Origin of the sequence: Salinisphaera sp. T5B8 (assembly GCF_040361255.1) — a bacterium.
GTDB lineage: Bacteria > Pseudomonadota > Gammaproteobacteria > Nevskiales > Salinisphaeraceae > Salinisphaera.
Genome location: NZ_APNG01000006.1, coordinates 26896 through 45567, shown reverse-complemented (window position 1 = coordinate 45567; position 18672 = coordinate 26896). Strand labels below are relative to the sequence as shown.

The window sequence follows — 18672 nt, the reverse complement described above, 5'->3', positions numbered from 1 at the left end:
CGGTGTTGCGTTGTAGCCGTTTATTCGTAGCGCCGGCCGTCGTATTCCAGCCAGCCGCCAGCGTGCCGGCCCTGCGGATCGTGGTGGGTCCAGTGCACGACGCCGCCCTGGGGGTTGTATTCGTAAATGCCGTGAAAGCGTACGCGATCACCGGCGGCAAGGTGCGCGATCCGCGGGGCGATATCGATATTGTGGGCAATCAGTAGCGTCTGGCCACTGGCCAGTTCCAGGATGAAACGCTGGTGGCGACTGCCACGCTCGTCGTCGGCGAGCACGGTCTTGACCCGGCCTTCGCCGGTAACCGGCACGTCGCGGGCGTGCTGGGCAAAGGCACGCGCGATTGCATCCGAGCGGGTCTGCGCGCGCTCGGGCGTGGCCGTGGCCCCACGCGGGGCGTCGGGCAGCAGCTGTTCGCCGCCCGCAATCAGGGCAACCGCCACGGCGATCGTGAACAGGAGTCGTTTCATGGTCACACTCGGTGCCGGGTCAAGCAGGGCGTCGCGCGGTCGATAGCAATAGTAACGACGCCAGATATCGCAGCCATGGGATTATGCCGTGCGTCGTTTTCTGCCACCACGCGATTGCATGCCATGATCAAGCCTCGTCATCGCCGACCCGTGTCGAGCCCGTTGCGACTGGTGATACAGGTCATGGTCGCGGTTGTGTTGTGCGTCGGCATCACCGCGGCCAGCCATGCAGCGCAATACTATGTGTCCCCGCAGGGCGACGATGGCAACACCGGCAGCCGGCATTCGCCGTGGCGCAGTATCGCTGTTGCCCTGCGTCATGCCCGGGCGGGCGATACGGTCTATCTGCGTGCCGGGCGCTACCACGAAACCGTGCACATGCCGCGCTCCGGTTCGCGTCGCCACGGCATGATTACGCTGCGCAATTATCCATTCGAAACCGCCGTCATCGACGGCAGCCGCTCACGCGTGACCCACGGCGAACAGGGGTTGGTGAGCATTGCCGATCGCAGTTATATCCGTATTCAGGGGCTGCATCTCACTGCGTTTCATGCCGACGACGAATCCGTGCCGATGGGGGTGTTGGTGACCGGGGCGGGCGAACATATCGAACTCATCGACAATCACATCAGCGCGATCGAAACACGCCAGTCCGGCTGCGAGGGCAACGCGCTGGGCATTGCCATCTATGGGCGGCGCTCGGACGCGGCGCTGCGCCATATCCGTATCGCGGGCAACGAAGTCACCCAGCTCAAGACCGGTTGCAGCGAGTCGATCTCGGTCAACGGTAACGTGACCGATTTCGAAATCGTCGGCAACACGGTGCACGACAACAACAATATCGGCATCGATGTGATCGGCCACGAAGGCATGGCCGCCGACCCGGCGGTCGATATCGCCCGCAACGGTCTGATTGCCGATAACATCGTCTACAACATCAGCTCGCGTACGAACAGCGCCTATCCGGACGGCGAAATGGCCGCCGGCGGTATTTATGTCGATGGCGGGCGCGATATCGTGATTGAGCGCAACCGCGTATTCGCCAACGATATCGGCATCGAGCTGGCCAGCGAAAACGCCGGCCATGCCACGCGCGACGTACTGGTGCGCAATAACCTCATCTACCACAACCACCGCGTGGGGCTGTCGATCGGCGGTTATGATCCCGAGGTGGGCACGACCGCGGACTGCCGTATCGAATACAACACTTTCTACAAGAACGATACCGCCATGAGCTGGGGCGGCGAGGTGGTCATCCAGTACAACGCCCGCGACAATGTCTTCGAGAATAATATCGTCTACGCCAACGCCCAGGCGGTATTCATCAACTACTACGTCGACTCCAGCGCCAGCCCGCTGCAAAGCGATCACAACCTGTTCTATACCGAGGCCGGGCGCCGGGCCGGCCAGTGGCAATGGCGCGGCAAGCATTACGACGGTATGGGCGGTTATTCGCGCGCCTCGGGTAACGACCGCAACTCGTTGTTCGGTCATCCGCGTTTCGTATCCGCGCGCTATGTGCCGGATTTCGCCCAGCGCCTGCCGCGGTCCCCGGCCGTGGTGGCGCGAGCCGAGCCCGATCGCGCCGTCCGGCGTGAGGGTGAGCGCGCCCGCGTCGGTGGCGCCGATGTAGGTGCCTACGAATACTATTGAAGCGTTACCGACACGGCGTTTCGCGCCGACTGCCGATACGCAGCAAGGGCGAAGATCGCATAGCTGACGAACCAGCACAGGGCCAGACTCACCAGGTCGTGGGAGAGGAAATGCGCCCCGCGCAGCTGTTGGGTCAGGCCATAGACGGGGCCGATGATAGCGGCCGGCCACAGCCACAAGCTGGGCCGACGTAGACCCTGGTAACGGGCAAAGAAATACAGTGCGACCAGGCAATAGCCGCCAGCGGCATGGCCGGCCGGAAAACAGCCGCTGACTTCGCCCGGGTAGAGCGTGTAGGCACTGCCGGTCAGATCGCCGCCGTAGCGTTGCAGATCCCAGGGGCAGGGCAGCGCCAGCCAGTGCTTGCCCAGCGATACCAGCAGCAGGCTGGCGGTGACCGCCGTACACAGACACACCAGACCTCGGCGCAAGTGCCGCGTGCGTGCGGTGAAAAAGCAGCCGACGGTGAACGCGAGCAGGCCCACGCCCCAGGCAATCGAAAACTGTTGTCCGTATTTATGTAGCAGTTGCGATGTCAGCCAGGCATTGCGCCATGCCCAGTGATCGCCTTCCAGGTAATACAGCGCATCGGCCCAGAGCGTATCGAGGCCGAATATGCGAGTCAGCACAAGGCCGATGACGAGTCCGGCCAGGGGGTACAACAGTAACGGGGCGTCGCCAACGAAATCGCGGCGATAGAGGGTGGCCGAGCAGGGCGCAGTCATGGGCATACCTGACGAATATCCGCTTATGCGCAGCAGCCTGGCCGAGCGGGCGTTCGATGTATGTCGGCTCAATGTGCGTAATTCGTGTCCCAATAGGGACAAACGAAAAACTAACGGAAACTGAACGACGCGGTTATCAGGCGTATCGATAATGCGCGGATGCATACAGGCACCGCGATAGGCCCTTGCTAGCGGCCCGTGGTCTGTCTTTTCCCCCGGCGAGTAGACGAGTCTCATGATCGACGAACGCGCTGTAACCCGGCCCTCTCTTGCCGTGGTTATTCCCTTTTATAACGAACAGGACAACGTCGCCCATGTCATCGGCGAAGTACGCGATGCGTTGGGAACGAACGGCGATTATGAAGTGATCGCCGTCGATGATGGCTCCAGCGACGATACGGTCGCCATGCTCGAGCTGGTCGCCGCTCGTGCGCCGGCACTGCGTATCGTCACGCTCGCCCAGAATCGCGGCCAGAGCAGCGCGCTCGCCAATGGCGTACGCGCAGCCCGTGCCCCGCTGATTGCCACCCTCGATGGCGACGGTCAGAACCCGCCGAGGGATATCCCGCGTCTGGTACAGGCCTATCAAGACGAAGGCGCGGACGCCCCGGTACTGGTCATGGGCTGGCGTCAACAGCGTAACGACAACCTGCTGCGACGCTTGTCGTCGCGCTTTGCCAATCGTGTACGCAATGCCCTGCTCGGCGACGGCTGCCCGGATACCGGCTGCGGGCTCAAGGTGTTCGCGCGCGATGATTTTCTGCGCCTGCCGGCTTTCGATCATATGCATCGTTTTCTGCCGGCGTTGTTCGTGCGTGATGGCGGCCGGGTGATCAGTGTGGCCGTCACCCATCGGCCGCGTCGCAGCGGGCACTCCAAATACGGTGTGCATAACCGGCTGTGGGTCGGGCTGATCGATCTGGCCGGCGTGCTGTGGCTACAACGCCGCGCCTGTCGCGCCGAGCAGGAGAAATCCCGTGTTTGAAGCGTTGCAGACACAGGATTGGGCCTGGATCGCGCTCGGCTTGCTCGGCCAGGGGCTGTTTTCGGCGCGTTTTATCGTGCAGTGGATTGCCAGCGAGCGCCGGCGCACGAGCCATGTCCCGGTCGCCTTCTGGTATCTGAGTATTGCCGGCGGGCTGACCCTGCTCGGCTATGCCATTTATCGCGGCGATCCGGTATTCATTCTAGGGCAGAGCACCGGCGTGTTCATTTACGCGCGCAATCTGTATCTGATTCGCCACGGCCGCTCACGGTCGGCCTCGGCGTAAACGGTGCCGCCCATGCAATCACAATCGCTGCGCCAGCTTGCCATCCTGTGTCTGATCATCGTGCTGGGGCTGGCCGCGGCCGGTCGCGGCATGAGCGATATACCGCTCGACAGCCATGAAATCTATGTCGCCCAGACCGCCGAGAACATGCTTGCCAGCGGCGACTGGCTGGTGCCGCGGCTCAATGGCGAATACCGGCTGACCAAACCGCCGTTGAGCTACTGGCTGGTCGCCGGCGCCAGTGCCGTTGTCGGCCACAGCGAGGTCAGCCCCGCGATCGCGCGCCTGCCATCGGTGCTGGCCAGCGTCGGTATTGCGCTGCTGGCCGTGTGGCTGGGGACACGGCTGTTCGATCGGCGCGTGGGCCTGCTGGCCGGGCTTTTGTGTGTGGCCTCGTTTTCGGTGTTCAAATACGGACACAACGCGCGTCCGGACATGCTCTATGCCTTCTGGACCACGGCCGTGTTCGCCGCCTGGGTGGGGCTGTGCCAGGCCACACCGGCCCGCGAACGCCGGTGGGCATTCGGGCTGTGGACGCTGTTCGCCCTGGCCACCCTGACCAAGGGCCCGCAGGCGCCCGCGATCATGCTCGCCGGCGCGATCGTGTACGAGGGCTGCTTCGGTAGCGGTTGGCGTGCCCAGTGGCAGCGGCTGCACCCGATTGCGGGGGTCGCGATTCTGACCGTGTTGATTGTGCCCTGGTATCTGCTGCTGCGCGCGGCAATCGGGGCCGACACCCTCGGTAATTCACAGCTCTCCGGTAGTCTGCTGAGCGTGAGCCCGGGCCGGCTGCTGTCGCCGTTCTATTGGGTTCGCACGCCGATGTTATGGCTGCCCTGGGCGCTGTTGTTGCCGGCTGGCGCCATCCAGGTCTGGCGCGACCGGCGCGGGCCGTCCGGTCTGCTGGCCTTCGGCGTGCTGGTGGCCGTGGTGGTCTTTACGCTTGGCCCGCAATATCGCGAAATCTATATGCTGCCTTGGCTGGCGCCGGCGATGATCGTATTCGCAGCCGCGGTGGTGCATGTACCGATCGCCCGCGCCTGCCTGGTGGTGTTGTGCGCGCTGGTCGCCATTGCCCTGGGGTGGCTGCTCTACAAGGGCGGTTTGGCAGCGTTGGCCAGTGTCGTCGTCGCGGCCGGCGTGCTTGGCGCGGCTGCGTTTTCGCTGCGGCGTGGTCGGCTGCTGGGCTCGGCAGGGTTGATTGCGGCGGCGTTTGCCATCGGGCTGTTCCAGGCCGGGGCGATGCCCTCGCTGTGGAGCAGTTCGCGTTATGCGCAGCTGGCCTTCAGCAACCGCCTGGCCGCGACCATCGAGGCCGATACGCCGGTGGTGGTCTGGGATATCGATCCTGCGCACTATTCCTATTATCTGGATCGGCCCGCACGTGGTTACGAAGTTCTGGCGGCCGTCTGCGAATGGCTCGACAGGCCCCATCCCCGGAGCGTGCTCGTCTATCCACAAAAGCGGCGCGACGAGCTCACCGCGCGCCTGCGCCTGACCCCCGTGCTGGGTGCGCGCGATTCCGAATTCCAGGCCAGTTGGGTGCCAGCGAATCAAGGCTGTCACCCGCCCGATACAGGAGCGTAAGCGGTGTATCTGCTCATAGTCGAAGACAACGATGATCTCGCCGCGAATATCGGCGAATACTGCGAGGAACGCGGCGATACCGTCGACTACGCCGGCGACGGCCTGACCGGTCTGCACCTGGCCGCGGTCAATCGCTACGACGTGCTGGTGCTGGATCTGAGCCTGCCGGGCATGGACGGGTTGTCGCTATGCGAACGCCTGCGCCTGGATGCGGGCAACGACGTGCCGATTCTCATGCTCACTGCCCGGGATACCCTGCGCGACCGGCTCAGCGGCTTCGAAACCGGCGCCGACGACTATGTCACCAAGCCGTTTTCGTTGCCGGAGTTGTATATGCGTCTCAAGGCGCTGGTACGGCGTGCCTCCGGCGCCAGCGGTCATCTCACGGTGGCCGATCTGGTCTTCGATACGCGCAGTCTGATCGTGCGCCGCGGTGGCCGGCGTCTGGAACTCACGCCCACGGGCCTGCGTATTCTCGAATTGCTCATGCGTGCCTCGCCCGCGGTCGTGCGCACGGCCACGGTCGAGCGTGCGGTCTGGGGCGACGATCCGCCCGATAGCGAGGCCGCCTTGCGGGGCCATATCCATCAGCTGCGCAGCATCATCGACAAGCCGTTTCCCGAAAAACTGCTCAAGACCGTACACGGCATAGGCTATCGACTGGCCGACGATGACAAGCTTTAGTTTCCGTCTCGGACTGCGTCCGCGTTTTCTGCTGGCCACCCTGGTGCCGGTACTGGTGGTGCTCGGCGGCATGATCTATGCCGTATCGTCGTTTCTGGACGTACTCGAACACGACATGACGCATGGTCAGCTCGCACGCGAGCTCGATCGGGTCGATGCGCTGTACCGGCGCGACCCGCAGTTGCTGGATCTGCTCGGCCCGAACCTGCGGACTTATGTCACCCCCAAAGGGCAGACCGACGGTCTGCCGGAGAGTGTGAAATCGCTCGGCGACGGTCAGTCGCACGAGGTGTGGCTGCCCGGCGCGGCCTATGAATACCAGGCCACACGCCGCGATATCGGCGATCACAGCCTGTATGTGCTGCTGGATCTCACGCCGGAAGAACGCCTGGAAAAGGAATTGATCGGGGTCGCCTGGATTGCCGGGCTGGGCGCACTGTTTCTGGCCGTGCTCGTGGCGCTTTGGTTGTCGCAGGTGGTGATGCGTCCGGTGCGTCGGCTGGCTGCGCGCGCGGCGGCGATCGTGCCCGGCGAGCAACGCCCGGATCTGCGCCCGGCGACTGGCGATCGGTCGCTGGATATCATCGTCGAGGCATTTGATGGCGTGCTCGATCGCTTTGATGCCTTTGTTGCGCGTGAACAGGCTTTTACCGAAGACGCCAGCCACGAACTGCGCACGCCGCTGGCCACCGCGATCAGTTCGCTGGACCTGATCGCCGAGGATCGCCACCTGTCGGACAAGTCGCAGCTGCGCCTGGCCCGGGCACGCGCGGCCACCACGCGCATGCACGAGCTCATCGAGTCGCTTTTGCTATTCGCCCGCGAACAAACCGACGAAACCAGCAATACGCCGGTCAGCCCGGTGATGCGTGAAGCGATCGCCATGCAGGCGCATCTGTTTTCGGCCGCCCCGGCGCCGGATATCGCATTCGAGGCGGATGCCGAAGTCCATGTTGCTGCGCCGTCGAGCATGCTGTTGTCGGTGATCAACAATCTGTTGCGCAACGCCATCGAGCATGGCGGTGGTGCGCGTATCGACGTACGCCTGACGCCCGATGCGCTGCATATTCGCGATCACGGCCGCGGGATTGCGCCGGCGGCCTTGTCGCGGCTGTTCGACCGGCGCTTCAAGGGCGAGCACAGTCGCGGCCAGGGCCTGGGGCTGTATCTGGTCAAACGCATCAGCGAGCGCTTTGGCTGGCAGGTGAATGTGGCCAGCACGCCTGGCCAGGGCACCGAGTTCGTGCTGCGCTTCGATCACGAAGCCCGGGCCTGAAGCCGGCGTGCACGCCCACGAAATACCAACGCCAACGCGATAAATCCGCCACGCCGTAAACGCCATGCTCGCCCGACTGGATGATACGAGCGGGAGTGGATGTCATGGCGTCGAGAATCTTGCAGGGCGCAGCGCGCTTGCGTGCCGCGGTTCGTGCGTTGCAGCGCCCAACGAGTGGCGTGGCCGGGCTGACGCTGGTCGTGGCCCTGTTCATCAGCCTTTTTCTGAATACCGTGTTCTGGAAGGCGGTGATCGCCGAGGCGGATATCGGTGTGGCGCGCAACCTCGGGTTCGGTCTGGCGCTGGCCGCGGCCATGGTCGGTTTCTTCGTACTGCTGATTTCGCTGTTCGGCGTGCGCTATGTGTTCAAGCCGGCGATCGTGGCGCTGCTGTTGATCGGCTCGGTGGCCAGCTATTTCATGTCGACCTATGGCGTGGTCATCGACGACACGATGATCCACAACATGCTCGAAACCGATCGCGGCGAAGCGTCCGGGCTTTTCAGCTTTTCACTGGTTTGGCATCTGCTGCTTACCGGCGTGCTGCCGGCGCTGGTGGTGTGTGTCTGGCGCGTGCGCTATCGGCCCTTCTGGCGCGAAGCCGGCCTGCGTATGCTCACCGTGGCGCTGGCCGTGGCCGTGCTGGGGGTGAGTGTCTACAGCCACTACAAGGATTTCTCCCTCGTGCTGCGCCAGAACCGCGAACTGCGGTATCTGGTCAACCCGACCTATCCGATTTATGCCGCGCTCGAAACCCTGACCCAGACCGCCGAGGCGGCGGATCGCAGCATCACGTCGCTGGGTACGGATGCCCACCAGCAATTGCGCGCCGGCGCGCCGCGGCGGGTGGTGATCGTGGTGGTGGGCGAGACCGCGCGTGCCGCCAACTTTTCCCTCGATGGCTATGACCGCGATACCAATCCGCGCCTGAGTCAACGCGATCTGGTCAATTTCACCGACTTCAGTTCCTGCGGAACCTCCACGTCGGTGTCCGTGCCCTGCATGTTCTCGCGCCAGGATCGCCGCCATTACGACGGTACCGATGCTCGTTACAGTGAAGGTTTGCTCGATGTGCTCACGCATGCCGGGGTGAAGGTGCTCTGGCGCGACAACAATTCCGGTTGCAAGGGCGTATGCGACCGCGTGCCCAGCGAAGACCTCTCCCAGGCCGACGATCCCGAGCTATGCCGCGACGGCGAGTGTTTCGACGATATCCTCGCGCGCGGTCTGGCCAAACGCATTGCCGATACGCGTGGCGATCTGCTGGTGGTGTTGCATCAGAAAGGCAGTCACGGCCCGGAATACTACAAGCGTTATCCGGATGGTTTTGCCCGCTTTACGCCGGTGTGTGAAAGCAACCGGCCACAGGATTGCGATCGCCAGAGCATCATCAACGCCTACGACAACAGCATCGTCTATACCGATGCCGTGCTCGACAATCTGATCGCACTGCTCGCCCGTGATGCCAGGCAGCACGGCGACGCCACGGCGTTGTTCTATATGTCCGATCATGGCGAATCGCTGGGCGAGGACGGGCTGTATCTGCACGGTTTTCCCTATGCCCTGGCGCCGTCTTATCAGACCCACGTGCCGGCGCTGGCCTGGCTGTCGCCCGGCTTCGATATGGATCGCGCCTGCCTGGCGAGGCTGCAGGATAACGCCTATTCCCAGGACAACCTCTTCGATACCGTGCTCGGTCTGTTTGCCGTGAAGACCCGGGTCTATCAGCCCGATATGGATATCTTTCGCGCTTGTCGGCGTACCCCGGGCGCGAGCAAGGCGACCCAGACAGCGCTCACGGCCGGGCCAGCGTCGCCGGGATGAGGTTGGGTTTGGGCGCGGCACGCAGCACACCGGCCGGCACCGCGAAGCCGTTGTCTTCGATCGCCGCGCTCGATTCCAGGGTGCGTTCCCAGGTACGCAGAAAATGCTCGGCCGAGTCGAACAGGTTGCGCATCTGTTCGGCGTTGCCTTCCTGGCGGATCTCTTCGACCATGCCGCTTAGCATGCCGTAGTGGGCGCTGCCGTCGATATCCAGCGACCAGGTGCGCCCGCGCCCATCCGGCGCGCGGGTGCGCGGCTGTTCGAAGACCACGCCGGCGATCGTGTCGAAATCGTCGATCTCGTCGAAGATCTTGCCGTCGAACAGGGTGTAGGGGTAGCGTACTTCCTGGCCGGTGGCGATCGTGCTGCGCCGGGCGGCCTGTTTGGACAGGCCATTGGTATCGGTACCGAAACCAAAGCCGTAGAGCGGCTTGTCGGCGTCGGCCATGTCGGCGGTGGCAGCGTCGTAGATCAGGCGCAGTTCTTCCATCTTGTTGAGCATGTCGTGGCCATTGTCCATGCTCGGGTAGATGAAACCGCCGCCGCGCAGCACCCGCCGGGCCTGATCGTTGGTGATGCCGCCGAAGGTGCCGTGGGTGGAGACCAGCGGATAGACCGGCGTCTGGGCCTCGGCCAGTTCCAGCAACTGGTTTTTCATTTCCAGTTCCATGTGGTCGAAATCGAAGATCATGCCGGCGCGCATGATCTGTTCGAATGCGTACTGGCCGATCGGTGTCAGCCAGCGCGCGTTGCACTGGTAGGTATCCGGGTAGAAGGGCACCAGCCCGCCGGGGCGCCCGCCCTGACCGGTGAAACTCGTCAGCGGGCCGAGCCCGGGAATGGTCTGCAATACGATGCCGCCGTGGTCGCTGAACAGATAGCCACTGAAATCGGCCGTGTTTTCGGCGTCGGGGCAATCGTAGGTGGTCCAGAATTCGCCGGTGGGCAATTCCGGCGGATCGGAGAACAGGCGGCCGAGATAATCGCTCAGGCTGAGTTTGCCCAGCGGCTCGAGATTGATGAGGCCGTCCTGATTGTTGCTGCTCGGATCCTGCAGCTGGCTGATCGCGTCGCTGTTGATGAAGGCGGTAATCGCGGCCAGATCGTCCGAGGGCAGGCCGCCGCTGTTCTCGCGGTTGCCTACATTGAGGATGAAATCGTTGAACAGGCCGTTGCCGCCGAAGGCGTTGTCGAATTCGTGGACGGTGATGATCTGGCGTACGCCCAGATCCTTGAGCCGGGTCAGCTGGGTGAGGATTTCGTTGTCTGCCCCGGTTTCGGTCATGGCACAGTCGTAGCTGTTTTCCAGCCCGCCTTCGCCGGTTTCCTCGAATGGCTCCTGGGTACGCAGCGGGCTGTAATTGAGCTTGCAGTCGAACAGATTGGAAATCTCGATGCCGAGCACCACGGCGAGCTTGCCGTCTTCGATGACCGTACGGGCCTGTTGCGGGTCGAGCACGATCCGGAACCAGCCCTTGCCCGGGCCCCCGTACTGGGCGTCGATATAATCCTGCATCGCATACATGGTGCCGATTTCGCGCTTGGCGCTGATCATCGAGTTGCAGTTGCGTAGCGGATTGGCGCCGTTGAGGTTGCGCAACAGCTCGCAGAGCGTCTGGTTTTCCACCAGGTCGTTGACGGCGACCCGAAGGCCGGCCTTCCAGGCGCGTTCCAGCCATTTCCAGTAGATCGCTTCGTGGGTGAGCGAATCCGCGGCCGGCCAGTCGGGAAAGGTGGGCCAGCCGGCGGTTTGGTGGCCATCGAAGTCGCCGACATAGAAGGCGCCGAGCACGTCCAGGCTGCCGTTCGGCCCGTGCCGCTCTGCACCGTCGCCCAGGGCATCGGTCACACCGAACCGGCTGAACGGCGCGCCCCATTCGGCGCCGCCCAGAAATTCGGTCGCACTGATATGCACATGGACATCCGCCATGCCCAGCACGCGCCCGTCGGCGGTGGTGCCCTTGAAGGTTTCGCCGATCGTGTTCGACTGGGCTTCCGGGAATTCGGCGCAGTCGCCTGCGGCGCGCCGCGCGAAGGTGAAGCTTTGCGACGGCGCCGAGGCGCTGGCCGCGGCCGTGGTCAGCTGGCCGTCACTGTCGATGGCCAGATTCGTATCGGCGCCGTCGGCTGCCAGGGTAAACGCCGGGTAGGCGGTCTGCGCATCGGCGAAGTTGCGATACCGATCGAGTGCATCGACCTCGGGTTCGAACCAGGCCACGGGCGTGGCCGGATAGGTGGTGGTATCGCCCACGCCGAGCACGGTCCAGATATCGTCGTCGGTCGGCGCTTCCAGGGTATGCGTACCCACGGGCGCGGCTGCGGAGAGCAGCCGGCTCTGGCTGTCGAACAGCAGATATTGGCCCAGTGCGGCCGGCTTCATGAAAAAGGCTTCGCCGGCTTCGGCGGTCGCGGCCGTGGCGCGATAGCCGCCGGTATCGTTGCGTACGAGGTAGGTATTGCGTTGGTTGGCGCGAATGGCAAAACACTGGTTGTTCAGTGCGTAGCGGCTGCGTACCACCGGTTCACCAATATCGGCGTCGTCGCCGCCATTGCCGCCGTTGTCGGGATCGCCGCCGTCGCCCCCGTTGCCGCCCGGGCTGTTGCCGGTGGAGGTCGTCTCGAGGGTGATTGAATCATTGTCGTCCGGGCAGCCGGTGAGCATGAAAAGCGCCGTGATCAATACAACGATGAGCCCGATGTGCGTTCGCATGGCCTGTCCCCCGGCGCCTGGTGATACAGCCCGGCGCCCGGGCCGTGCTGTCGGGCCCGGCGTCTATACGCGCTTTCGGGCCGAATTTACCGTCATTCGAATCTAGCGCGCGGCCCGCGGGCGAGCTACGGTAAAAATCTACTGTTTCGCCTGGGCGCAGGGCGCAAAGGGGGCATCGATGCGGCGGTCCGTGATTTTCATTACTGCGAATGTCGTCGTGCTTGGCGGGCTTGCCTGGGTGCTCGCGCCCCGCTCGGCAAACGACGCGCCTGCGCCAGACAAAACGGTGCACGCGGCCTTTGTGGTGCGCCAGGCAAAGCGCGTATCCGGCCCGCCGGTCATCCGCACGCAAACCGGCGCGCATCTGCAAATCGAAGTCGAAAGCGATCGCGACGACGAGTTGCACCTGCATGGTTACGATCGCAGCTGGCCGCTATCGGCCGGTGAGCTGGCGAGTGCCTCGCTCGTGCTCGATCGGGCCGGGCGCTTTGCCCTGGAGCTGCACCACGCGGATATCGAGCTGACGACGCTGGAAGTTCAACCGCAGTGAGCCGCCGGCACGGCCTGGCCGGCTGGCGTACGGGCGTTGTCGCAAGCGCCGTTCTGCTGGTGGCGCAGCCGGCCTGCGCGCATTCCTTTGGTCAGGTGTATCGCCTGCCGGTGCCGGTCTGGCTGTATCTCTATGGGGCCTGTGCTGCGCTGGCGCTGTCGTTCGTGGTGATGGTGTTCTGCCTGACCGGCGAGCCCGCGCGTACGCCGGGCGGGCCCGCGCCCGGCCTCGAACTGAGCGGGCCGCGGTTGCCGCTCGGGCGCGGTGTGATCGGTCTGTGTGCCGGGGCGGTAGGCGTGGCCATGCTCGTGCTGTGTATCGCCAGTGGGCTGTTCGGCGTGCCCGGGGCCTATGCGAATTTCAGCATGACCGCATTCTGGATCGTGTTCCTGCTCGGTATTGGCTACGCGGTCGCCCTGGTGGGCGATATCTATCGTCTGTTCAATCCCTGGCTGGCGCTTGTCGAACTGATCGAGCGTATCTGGCCGGGTTTTGCGCGTGGTCGCTATACCTATCCGAGCGCGCTGGGTTATACGCCCGCGCTGGCGTTCTACATGGCGCTGGTATGGCTGGAACTCATGGGCGCCGGTACGCCGTTCTCGCTGGCGATCGCGCTGGCGCTCTACAGCGCTTTGAACCTCGCCGGCGTGGGCTTGATCGGCGCGCGCGACTGGTTTCGCTACGGCGAGCTGTTCAGCGTGCTATTTGGACTGCTCGCGCGCATGGCGCCACTCGCCGGCCCGGACGGGCGGCCGGGGTGGTCGCATGCGCCGTGGCTGGCCCTGCGGAGGGTGCGTATCGAGCGTGTCAGCCTGTTGCTGTTCGTCATGTTCATGCTTTCATCGACCGCATTCGACGGCCTGCACGAAACCGTGGTGTGGCGGCGGCTGTTCTGGGTCGACATGTATGCGAACGTGTTCTCGCTGTGGCTGGGAAGCAATCCCATTGCGGCATTCCCCGCGCTGCTGCGCCTGTATCAGCACTGGCAAACGCTCTGCCTGCTGGCCTCGCCGTTCGTCTATCTGGGCGTGTACCTGCTGTTCGTGGCGTGCATGCGAGTCGCGGTGGCCAGCCGCCTGTCAGTAATGAGTCTGGCTTGTCGATTCGCGCCGGCGCTGCTGCCGATCGCGCTGGCCTATCACGTGAGCCACTATTACACCCTGCTGCAGACCCAGCTGCTCAAGATCGTACCGCTGGCCTCCGATCCGTTTGGCTTCGGCTGGGATCTGTTCGCCACGGCCGACTGGTTCGCGCGGGCCAACGTGCCGGACCCGAGCACGGTCTGGCATGTTCAGGTGGCGGTGATCGTGCTCGGTCATATCGCGGGCGTGTATCTCAGCCACCGGATCGCGCTGGCGGTGTTTAAAACCCGGGTGCGCGCCGCCATCAGCCAGCTGCCGATGCTGGTGCTGATGTTGGCGTTCACCGTAGCCGGCCTGTGGATTCTGGCCCAGCCGATCGCCGCCGGCTAAGCAGCGCGTCAGTCGATCAGTTCGAAGCTCACGCCGGCGCGTTCGTGCAGACGCTCGATCAGCGCATCGCCCATGAGCGTGGCCGGGGTCCAGAAGCCGCCGTCGGTTTCGCCGCGCTGGCTCAGACAGATCGCGGCCTCACTGAGCATCTTGGAGGTCGAGCCATAGCCGGGATCGCGATCGCCCACGACCTTGGCCTTGAGCTTTTCGCCGGCCGCAGTGGTGCCGAACAGGCGGATATCGTAGAAGCCCTTGGCCTGGGCCTCGGCGCTCGGGCCTTCGCCCGGCTCGGGCAACACGAAGCGTTGCAGCAACGCGCGCGTGGGCTTGATGGCCACGCCCATGAGAAAACCGCCCAGGCCCGCGGTCAGCCCGTAGGCGTTGAGCCGGCCCTTGGTGCCGCGTCCGGTCATCATCGCTTCGTCGTACTTGAAATCCGCCCCGTAGGCCTGGCCCGACAAGGCGTTGCTGCGCTGGACCACGCGCGTGTTGCAGCTGGCCATGATGAACGGCGCGATCCAGCTGTTGGCATCGGCATCGAAGGACGCGCCCTTGGGGTTGGGCTGGCGCACCTCGGGACGATAGCCCTCCGGGCAGATCGAATAGGGGTTGGCCAGTTGCTTGCGCAGCGCCGGATTGGCGCGGACTTCCTTGGCGAAATTCACCAGGCTGGCCACCGTACCGCCCGAGAACGTGCCGCGCATGGCTTTGACGCGCATCTTGACGCGCGTACAGGGCGCGCCGAAACGCTCGCGCGCGTTGCGCTGCAGAAAATGCACGCCCAGATCCGAGGGCAGGGAATCGAAACCACAGCAGTTGACGATACGCGCGCCGCTGGCCTTCGCCCGTGCCTCGTACTTGGCGAGCATGGCCGCGATCCAGTGCACCTCGCCGGTCAGATCGCAATAGTCGGTGCCGCTATCGGCACAGGTGGCCACCAGTTTTTCGCCGTAGAGCGCATAGGGCCCGACCGTGGATACGACCACGCGCGTCTGTGCGCACATCGATGCCAGCGAATCCGCGTCGTCGGCATCGGCCACGATCATGCCCACGTCGGGGGCGCCGATATCGCGGCGCACGGTATCGATCTTGTTTTGGGAGCGACCCGCCATCGCCCAGCGCACCTCGCCGTCGTCGCCGTAGCGTTCGGCCAGATAACGGCAGGTCAATTGTCCCACGAAGCTCGTTGCCCCGAAAACCACGATATCGAAAGCAGGCGTATCCATAGCTGACAGCACCGATGAACAGGATTGGAACAATCTACTAGACAATGCGGATTACCGGCGATCGGAGACGTTGCTTGGCCGCCTGCCGCGCCTCGCGTAAGCTTGCCGCAGCCTCAATCCAGGGTCCGCCATGGTCTCTCAAAACGACTCCTACGACCGCGCTGCCCGCAGCGCGGAAAATGCCGCCGCCGGCGACGACACCATCGATTTCGGCTACGAGCGCGTAGCCCGCGGCGAAAAGCAGCGCCGCGTGGGCGCGGTGTTCGATTCCGTCGCCGACAACTACGATCTGATGAATGACCTGATGTCCATGGGCATCCATCGGGCATGGAAGCGGTTTACCCTCGAACTGGCCGCAGTGCGCGAGGGCGAACACGTGCTCGACCTGGCTGGCGGTACCGGTGATCTGGCCGCGGGCTTCGCGCGCCGGGTGGGCCCGAGCGGGCGTGTGCTGTTGTCGGATATCAACGGCGCGATGCTCGCCAACGGCCGGCGCCGGCTGCTTGATCGCGGCGTGGCCGGAAATATCGATTACTGTCTCGCCAATGCCGAGAAATTGCCATTTGCCGACAACAGCTTCGACTGCGTGTCGATCGGCTTTGGCCTGCGCAACGTCACCGACAAGCCGGCCGCGCTCGCCGAAATGCAGCGTGTAACCCGCCCCGGCGGGCGCGCCATCGTGCTCGAGTTCTCCAAACCGGCCGTGCCGGGCCTGGACAAGCTCTACGACATCTATTCGTTTTCGGTGCTGCCGTGGCTGGGCAAGACGGTGGCGCGCGATGAAGCCTCCTACCGCTATCTGGCCGAATCGATTCGCATGCACCCGGATCAGGCTACGCTCCAGTCGATGATGGAAACGGCCGGGCTGGTGCGTTGCGGCTATCACAATCTCACCGGCGGCATCGTCGCCGTGCACCGCGGCTATGCGCCCTAGACCATTGGCGGCACGCCTCAACTCACTACGCCCGGATCTGCCATGACGGAAACTGCCCTGCGGAGTCTGCCCACGCCTGCGCTGGGCGCGGCCGAAATCGCGCTCAATCGTTATCTCGGCAGCGATGCCCGCGCGCTGGAACGCTGCGCCGAACTGGCCGGGCGTTCGCTTGAACTGCGCTTTGCCGATCTGGGCCTGCGGCTGGTGTTCGTGGCCGAACGCCACGGCATGCAGCTGCGCGGTGCGCCGCAAACCCAGGCCGATGTCTGTCTGACCGGCACTGCCGCTGCCTTCGGGCGGATCGTGTTTTCCGGCGGGCGCGAAGGTATTACCGGCGGCGGTCTGCGTATCGAAGGCGACGTGGGTGTGGCCCAGCGCTTTGCCGATCTGTTCGCCAGCGTGGATTTCGATATCACCGATATCATCGACGCGCGGCTGGGGCCGGTGCCGGCCTATTTCGTTGGTCAGGGCATCAAACAGGCACGGGCGCTTTTTTCGCGCGCGGCCCGCGAATTGCCGGAACAGACCGCCGAATATCTGCGCGAGGAAACCCGCGACGTAATCGGGCCCTTTGAGCACGAGAAGTTCGTGACCGAGATCGAAACCCTGCGCGACGACACCGAACGGCTTTCGGTACGTGTGACACGTTTGAGCCAGGGCAAGCCATGATGTTCGATCGCAGCCGGCGCATGCTCGAAATCATCCGGACCGCGCGCCGGTACGGGCTGGGCGAACTCGCCGGCGATACCGCGCCGACCTGGTTGCTGGGCAAGCCGCGCGATTTCGACGAGCCATTGAATGTGCGCCTGCGTCTGGCCCTGGAAGAACTCGGGCCGGTCTTCGTCAAATTCGGCCAGACGCTATCCACGCGCCGCGATCTGTTGCCGGACGGCATGGCCGAGGAACTGGCCAAGCTCCAGGACGAGGTACCGCCGTTCGAGGGCGCCGAGGCCCGGCGGCTGATCGAATCCGCCTACGGGCATTCGCTGGATCGATTCTTCGAATATTTCGAAACCGAGCCCATGGCCGCGGCCTCGATCGCGCAGGTGCATCGTGCCCGCCTGCATGCGCGTGAAGGCGAAGCGCAGGGCCGTTCGGTGGTGGTCAAGGTGCTGCGCCCGGATGTGCACGAGCGCATCGAACGCGATGTAGCCGTGCTTTACCGACTGGCCGGCCTGGCCGCGCGTTTTCATCCCGAGGCCAAGCGGCTGAGACCCGTCGAGATCGTGGCCGAATACGATCGCATCATCACCGACGAACTGGATCTGATGCGCGAGGGTGCCAACGCCAGCCAGCTGGGACGTAACTGGGCCGGTTCCGATCTGATCGTGCACCCGGAGATCCATTTCGACTACAGCACCGAAAGCGTGCTAGTCATGGAACATATGCACGGCGTGCCGATCGACGATGTCGATACGCTCAAAGCCGCCGGCGTGGATTTCAAGGTGCTCGCCGAGCGCGGCGTCGAGATCTTCTTCAAGCAGGTCTTTCGCGACAATTTCTTTCATGCCGACATGCACCCCGGCAATATCCTGGTGCAGCCCGAAGTACCGCATCGGCCGCGCTATGTAGGCCTGGACTTCGGCATCGTCGGTTCGCTGACCGCGGACGATCAGCGCTATCTGGCCGAAAACTTCCTGGCCTTTTTCAACCAGGACTATCGCAAGATCGCCGAGCTGCACGTGGAATCGGGCTGGATGCCGGCCGATACCAGCATCGAGGAATTCGAAGGCGCGATTCGGACCGTCTCCGAGCCGATCATGAACAAACCGCTGGCCGAGATTTCCTTCGGCCTGTTTCTGGTACGCCTCTTCAAGATCGCGCGGCGCTATCGCTATCAGGTCCAGCCGCAGCTGGTGCTGCTGCAAAAGACCGTGCTCAATGTCGAAGGTCTGGGCCGCGATCTCTACCCGCAGCTGGATCTGTGGGCCACGGCCAAGCCGGTACTCGAGCAATGGATGCGCAATCGCGCCAGCCCGCGGGTGGCCGGCGAGCGGCTGAAGAATCAGTTGCCGCAGATCATGGACAGCCTGCCGCGCATGCTGCCCACGCTGATGAAGCGCCTCGACGAGGGCACCAACCCGGCTGCCCGCGAACTCGAACGCGCGCTCACCGATATCACCCAGGAACTGCGCAGCGCGCGCCGTGCCATGCGCTGGACGGTGGTCGGCACGGGGCTGGTGGTCTCCGGCGTGTTGCTGGTGATCTATCCACCGGCGCCGGTCTGGGTCGGCATCGTCGGCGCGCTGGCCGGGTTCGGTTGCTGGGTACAGGCCTCGCGCGGCTAGCGCACT

At 64.1% G+C, this 18672-nt stretch carries 16 protein-coding genes; 12 read left to right on the top strand and 4 right to left on the bottom strand.

Features of this window, described 5'->3' with window-relative positions:
- Positions 1 to 20 precede the first annotated feature (20 nt).
- The gene (locus T5B8_RS06975) at positions 21 to 473 is read right to left on the bottom strand and encodes a DUF3465 domain-containing protein (protein WP_502950784.1); all 453 of its coding nucleotides are present in this window, start codon (positions 471 to 473) and stop codon (positions 21 to 23) included.
- Positions 474 to 590: 117 nt separating this feature from the next.
- Here T5B8_RS06975 and T5B8_RS06970 point away from each other — a divergent pair, with 117 nt between their 5' ends.
- Positions 591 to 2120 (top strand): right-handed parallel beta-helix repeat-containing protein, encoded by a 1530-nt coding sequence (locus T5B8_RS06970; RefSeq protein ID WP_353177413.1) that lies wholly within the window; start codon positions 591 to 593, stop codon positions 2118 to 2120.
- Here T5B8_RS06970 and T5B8_RS06965 read toward each other — a convergent pair.
- On the bottom strand, positions 2114 to 2851 hold the full coding sequence (locus tag T5B8_RS06965) for a phosphatase PAP2 family protein (protein ID WP_353177411.1): 738 nt from the start codon (positions 2849 to 2851) through the stop codon (positions 2114 to 2116). The genes T5B8_RS06970 and T5B8_RS06965 overlap by 7 nt on opposite strands.
- Positions 2852 to 3080: 229 nt before the next feature.
- On the opposite strand from T5B8_RS06965, the gene T5B8_RS06960 reads away from it, so the two are divergent.
- The 6 genes from T5B8_RS06960 (at position 3081) to T5B8_RS06935 (ending at position 9486) form a co-directional block, all read left to right on the top strand.
- A complete protein-coding gene (locus tag T5B8_RS06960) occupies positions 3081 to 3830 on the top strand; it encodes a glycosyltransferase family 2 protein (RefSeq protein ID WP_353177409.1) in 750 nt (249 codons plus the stop codon).
- Positions 3823 to 4116 (top strand): lipid-A-disaccharide synthase N-terminal domain-containing protein, encoded by a 294-nt coding sequence (locus tag T5B8_RS06955; RefSeq protein ID WP_353177407.1) that lies wholly within the window; start codon positions 3823 to 3825, stop codon positions 4114 to 4116. The genes T5B8_RS06960 and T5B8_RS06955 overlap by 8 nt, the downstream gene beginning before the upstream one ends.
- A 12-nt stretch (positions 4117 to 4128) precedes the next feature.
- Positions 4129 to 5703: an ArnT family glycosyltransferase gene (locus T5B8_RS06950; protein WP_353177406.1), complete on the top strand. Its 1575-nt coding sequence runs from the start codon at positions 4129 to 4131 to the stop codon at positions 5701 to 5703.
- 3 nt (positions 5704 to 5706) lie between these two features.
- Positions 5707 to 6387, top strand: a complete 681-nt coding sequence (locus T5B8_RS06945; RefSeq protein WP_353177404.1) for a response regulator transcription factor — start codon at positions 5707 to 5709, stop codon at positions 6385 to 6387.
- Positions 6374 to 7663 (top strand): sensor histidine kinase, encoded by a 1290-nt coding sequence (locus T5B8_RS06940; protein WP_353177402.1) that lies wholly within the window; start codon positions 6374 to 6376, stop codon positions 7661 to 7663. Before T5B8_RS06945 ends, T5B8_RS06940 begins: the two co-directional genes overlap by 14 nt.
- 104 nt (positions 7664 to 7767) lie before the next feature.
- Positions 7768 to 9486, top strand: a complete 1719-nt coding sequence (locus T5B8_RS06935) for a phosphoethanolamine transferase (protein ID WP_353177400.1) — start codon at positions 7768 to 7770, stop codon at positions 9484 to 9486.
- Here the strand turns inward: T5B8_RS06935 and T5B8_RS06930 are convergent.
- A complete protein-coding gene (locus tag T5B8_RS06930; protein WP_353177398.1) occupies positions 9458 to 12196 on the bottom strand; it encodes a hypothetical protein in 2739 nt (912 codons plus the stop codon). The two genes, T5B8_RS06935 and T5B8_RS06930, sit on opposite strands and share 29 nt — an antisense overlap.
- A gap of 178 nt (positions 12197 to 12374) precedes the next feature.
- On the opposite strand from T5B8_RS06930, the gene T5B8_RS06925 reads away from it, so the two are divergent.
- Both T5B8_RS06925 and T5B8_RS06920 read left to right on the top strand, forming a co-directional pair.
- Positions 12375 to 12746, top strand: coding sequence for a hypothetical protein (locus tag T5B8_RS06925; protein ID WP_353177397.1), 372 nt, complete (start codon positions 12375 to 12377; stop codon positions 12744 to 12746).
- Positions 12743 to 14218, top strand: a complete 1476-nt coding sequence (locus tag T5B8_RS06920; protein ID WP_353177395.1) for a hypothetical protein — start codon at positions 12743 to 12745, stop codon at positions 14216 to 14218. Before T5B8_RS06925 ends, T5B8_RS06920 begins: the two co-directional genes overlap by 4 nt.
- Positions 14219 to 14226: 8 nt before the next feature.
- Here T5B8_RS06920 and T5B8_RS06915 read toward each other — a convergent pair whose 3' ends face one another.
- The gene (locus tag T5B8_RS06915; protein ID WP_353177393.1) at positions 14227 to 15444 is read right to left on the bottom strand and encodes a saccharopine dehydrogenase family protein; all 1218 of its coding nucleotides are present in this window, start codon (positions 15442 to 15444) and stop codon (positions 14227 to 14229) included.
- Positions 15445 to 15574: 130 nt separating this feature from the next.
- Here T5B8_RS06915 and ubiE point away from each other — a divergent pair, with 130 nt between their 5' ends.
- From ubiE to ubiB, 3 genes are read left to right on the top strand one after another with little or no spacing between them, the layout of a single operon-like run.
- Positions 15575 to 16378 carry a bifunctional demethylmenaquinone methyltransferase/2-methoxy-6-polyprenyl-1,4-benzoquinol methylase UbiE gene (gene ubiE / locus T5B8_RS06910; RefSeq protein ID WP_353177391.1) on the top strand — a complete coding sequence of 268 codons (804 nt, stop codon included), beginning with the start codon at positions 15575 to 15577 and terminating at the stop codon, positions 16376 to 16378.
- Between the two features lie 42 nt (positions 16379 to 16420).
- Positions 16421 to 17047: a ubiquinone biosynthesis accessory factor UbiJ gene (locus T5B8_RS06905; RefSeq protein ID WP_353177390.1), complete on the top strand. Its 627-nt coding sequence runs from the start codon at positions 16421 to 16423 to the stop codon at positions 17045 to 17047.
- Entirely contained in the window at positions 17047 to 18666 is a 1620-nt protein-coding gene (ubiB, locus tag T5B8_RS06900; RefSeq protein WP_502950786.1) for a ubiquinone biosynthesis regulatory protein kinase UbiB, read from the top strand. The genes T5B8_RS06905 and ubiB overlap by 1 nt, the downstream gene beginning before the upstream one ends.
- Positions 18667 to 18672: the final 6 nt, after the last annotated feature.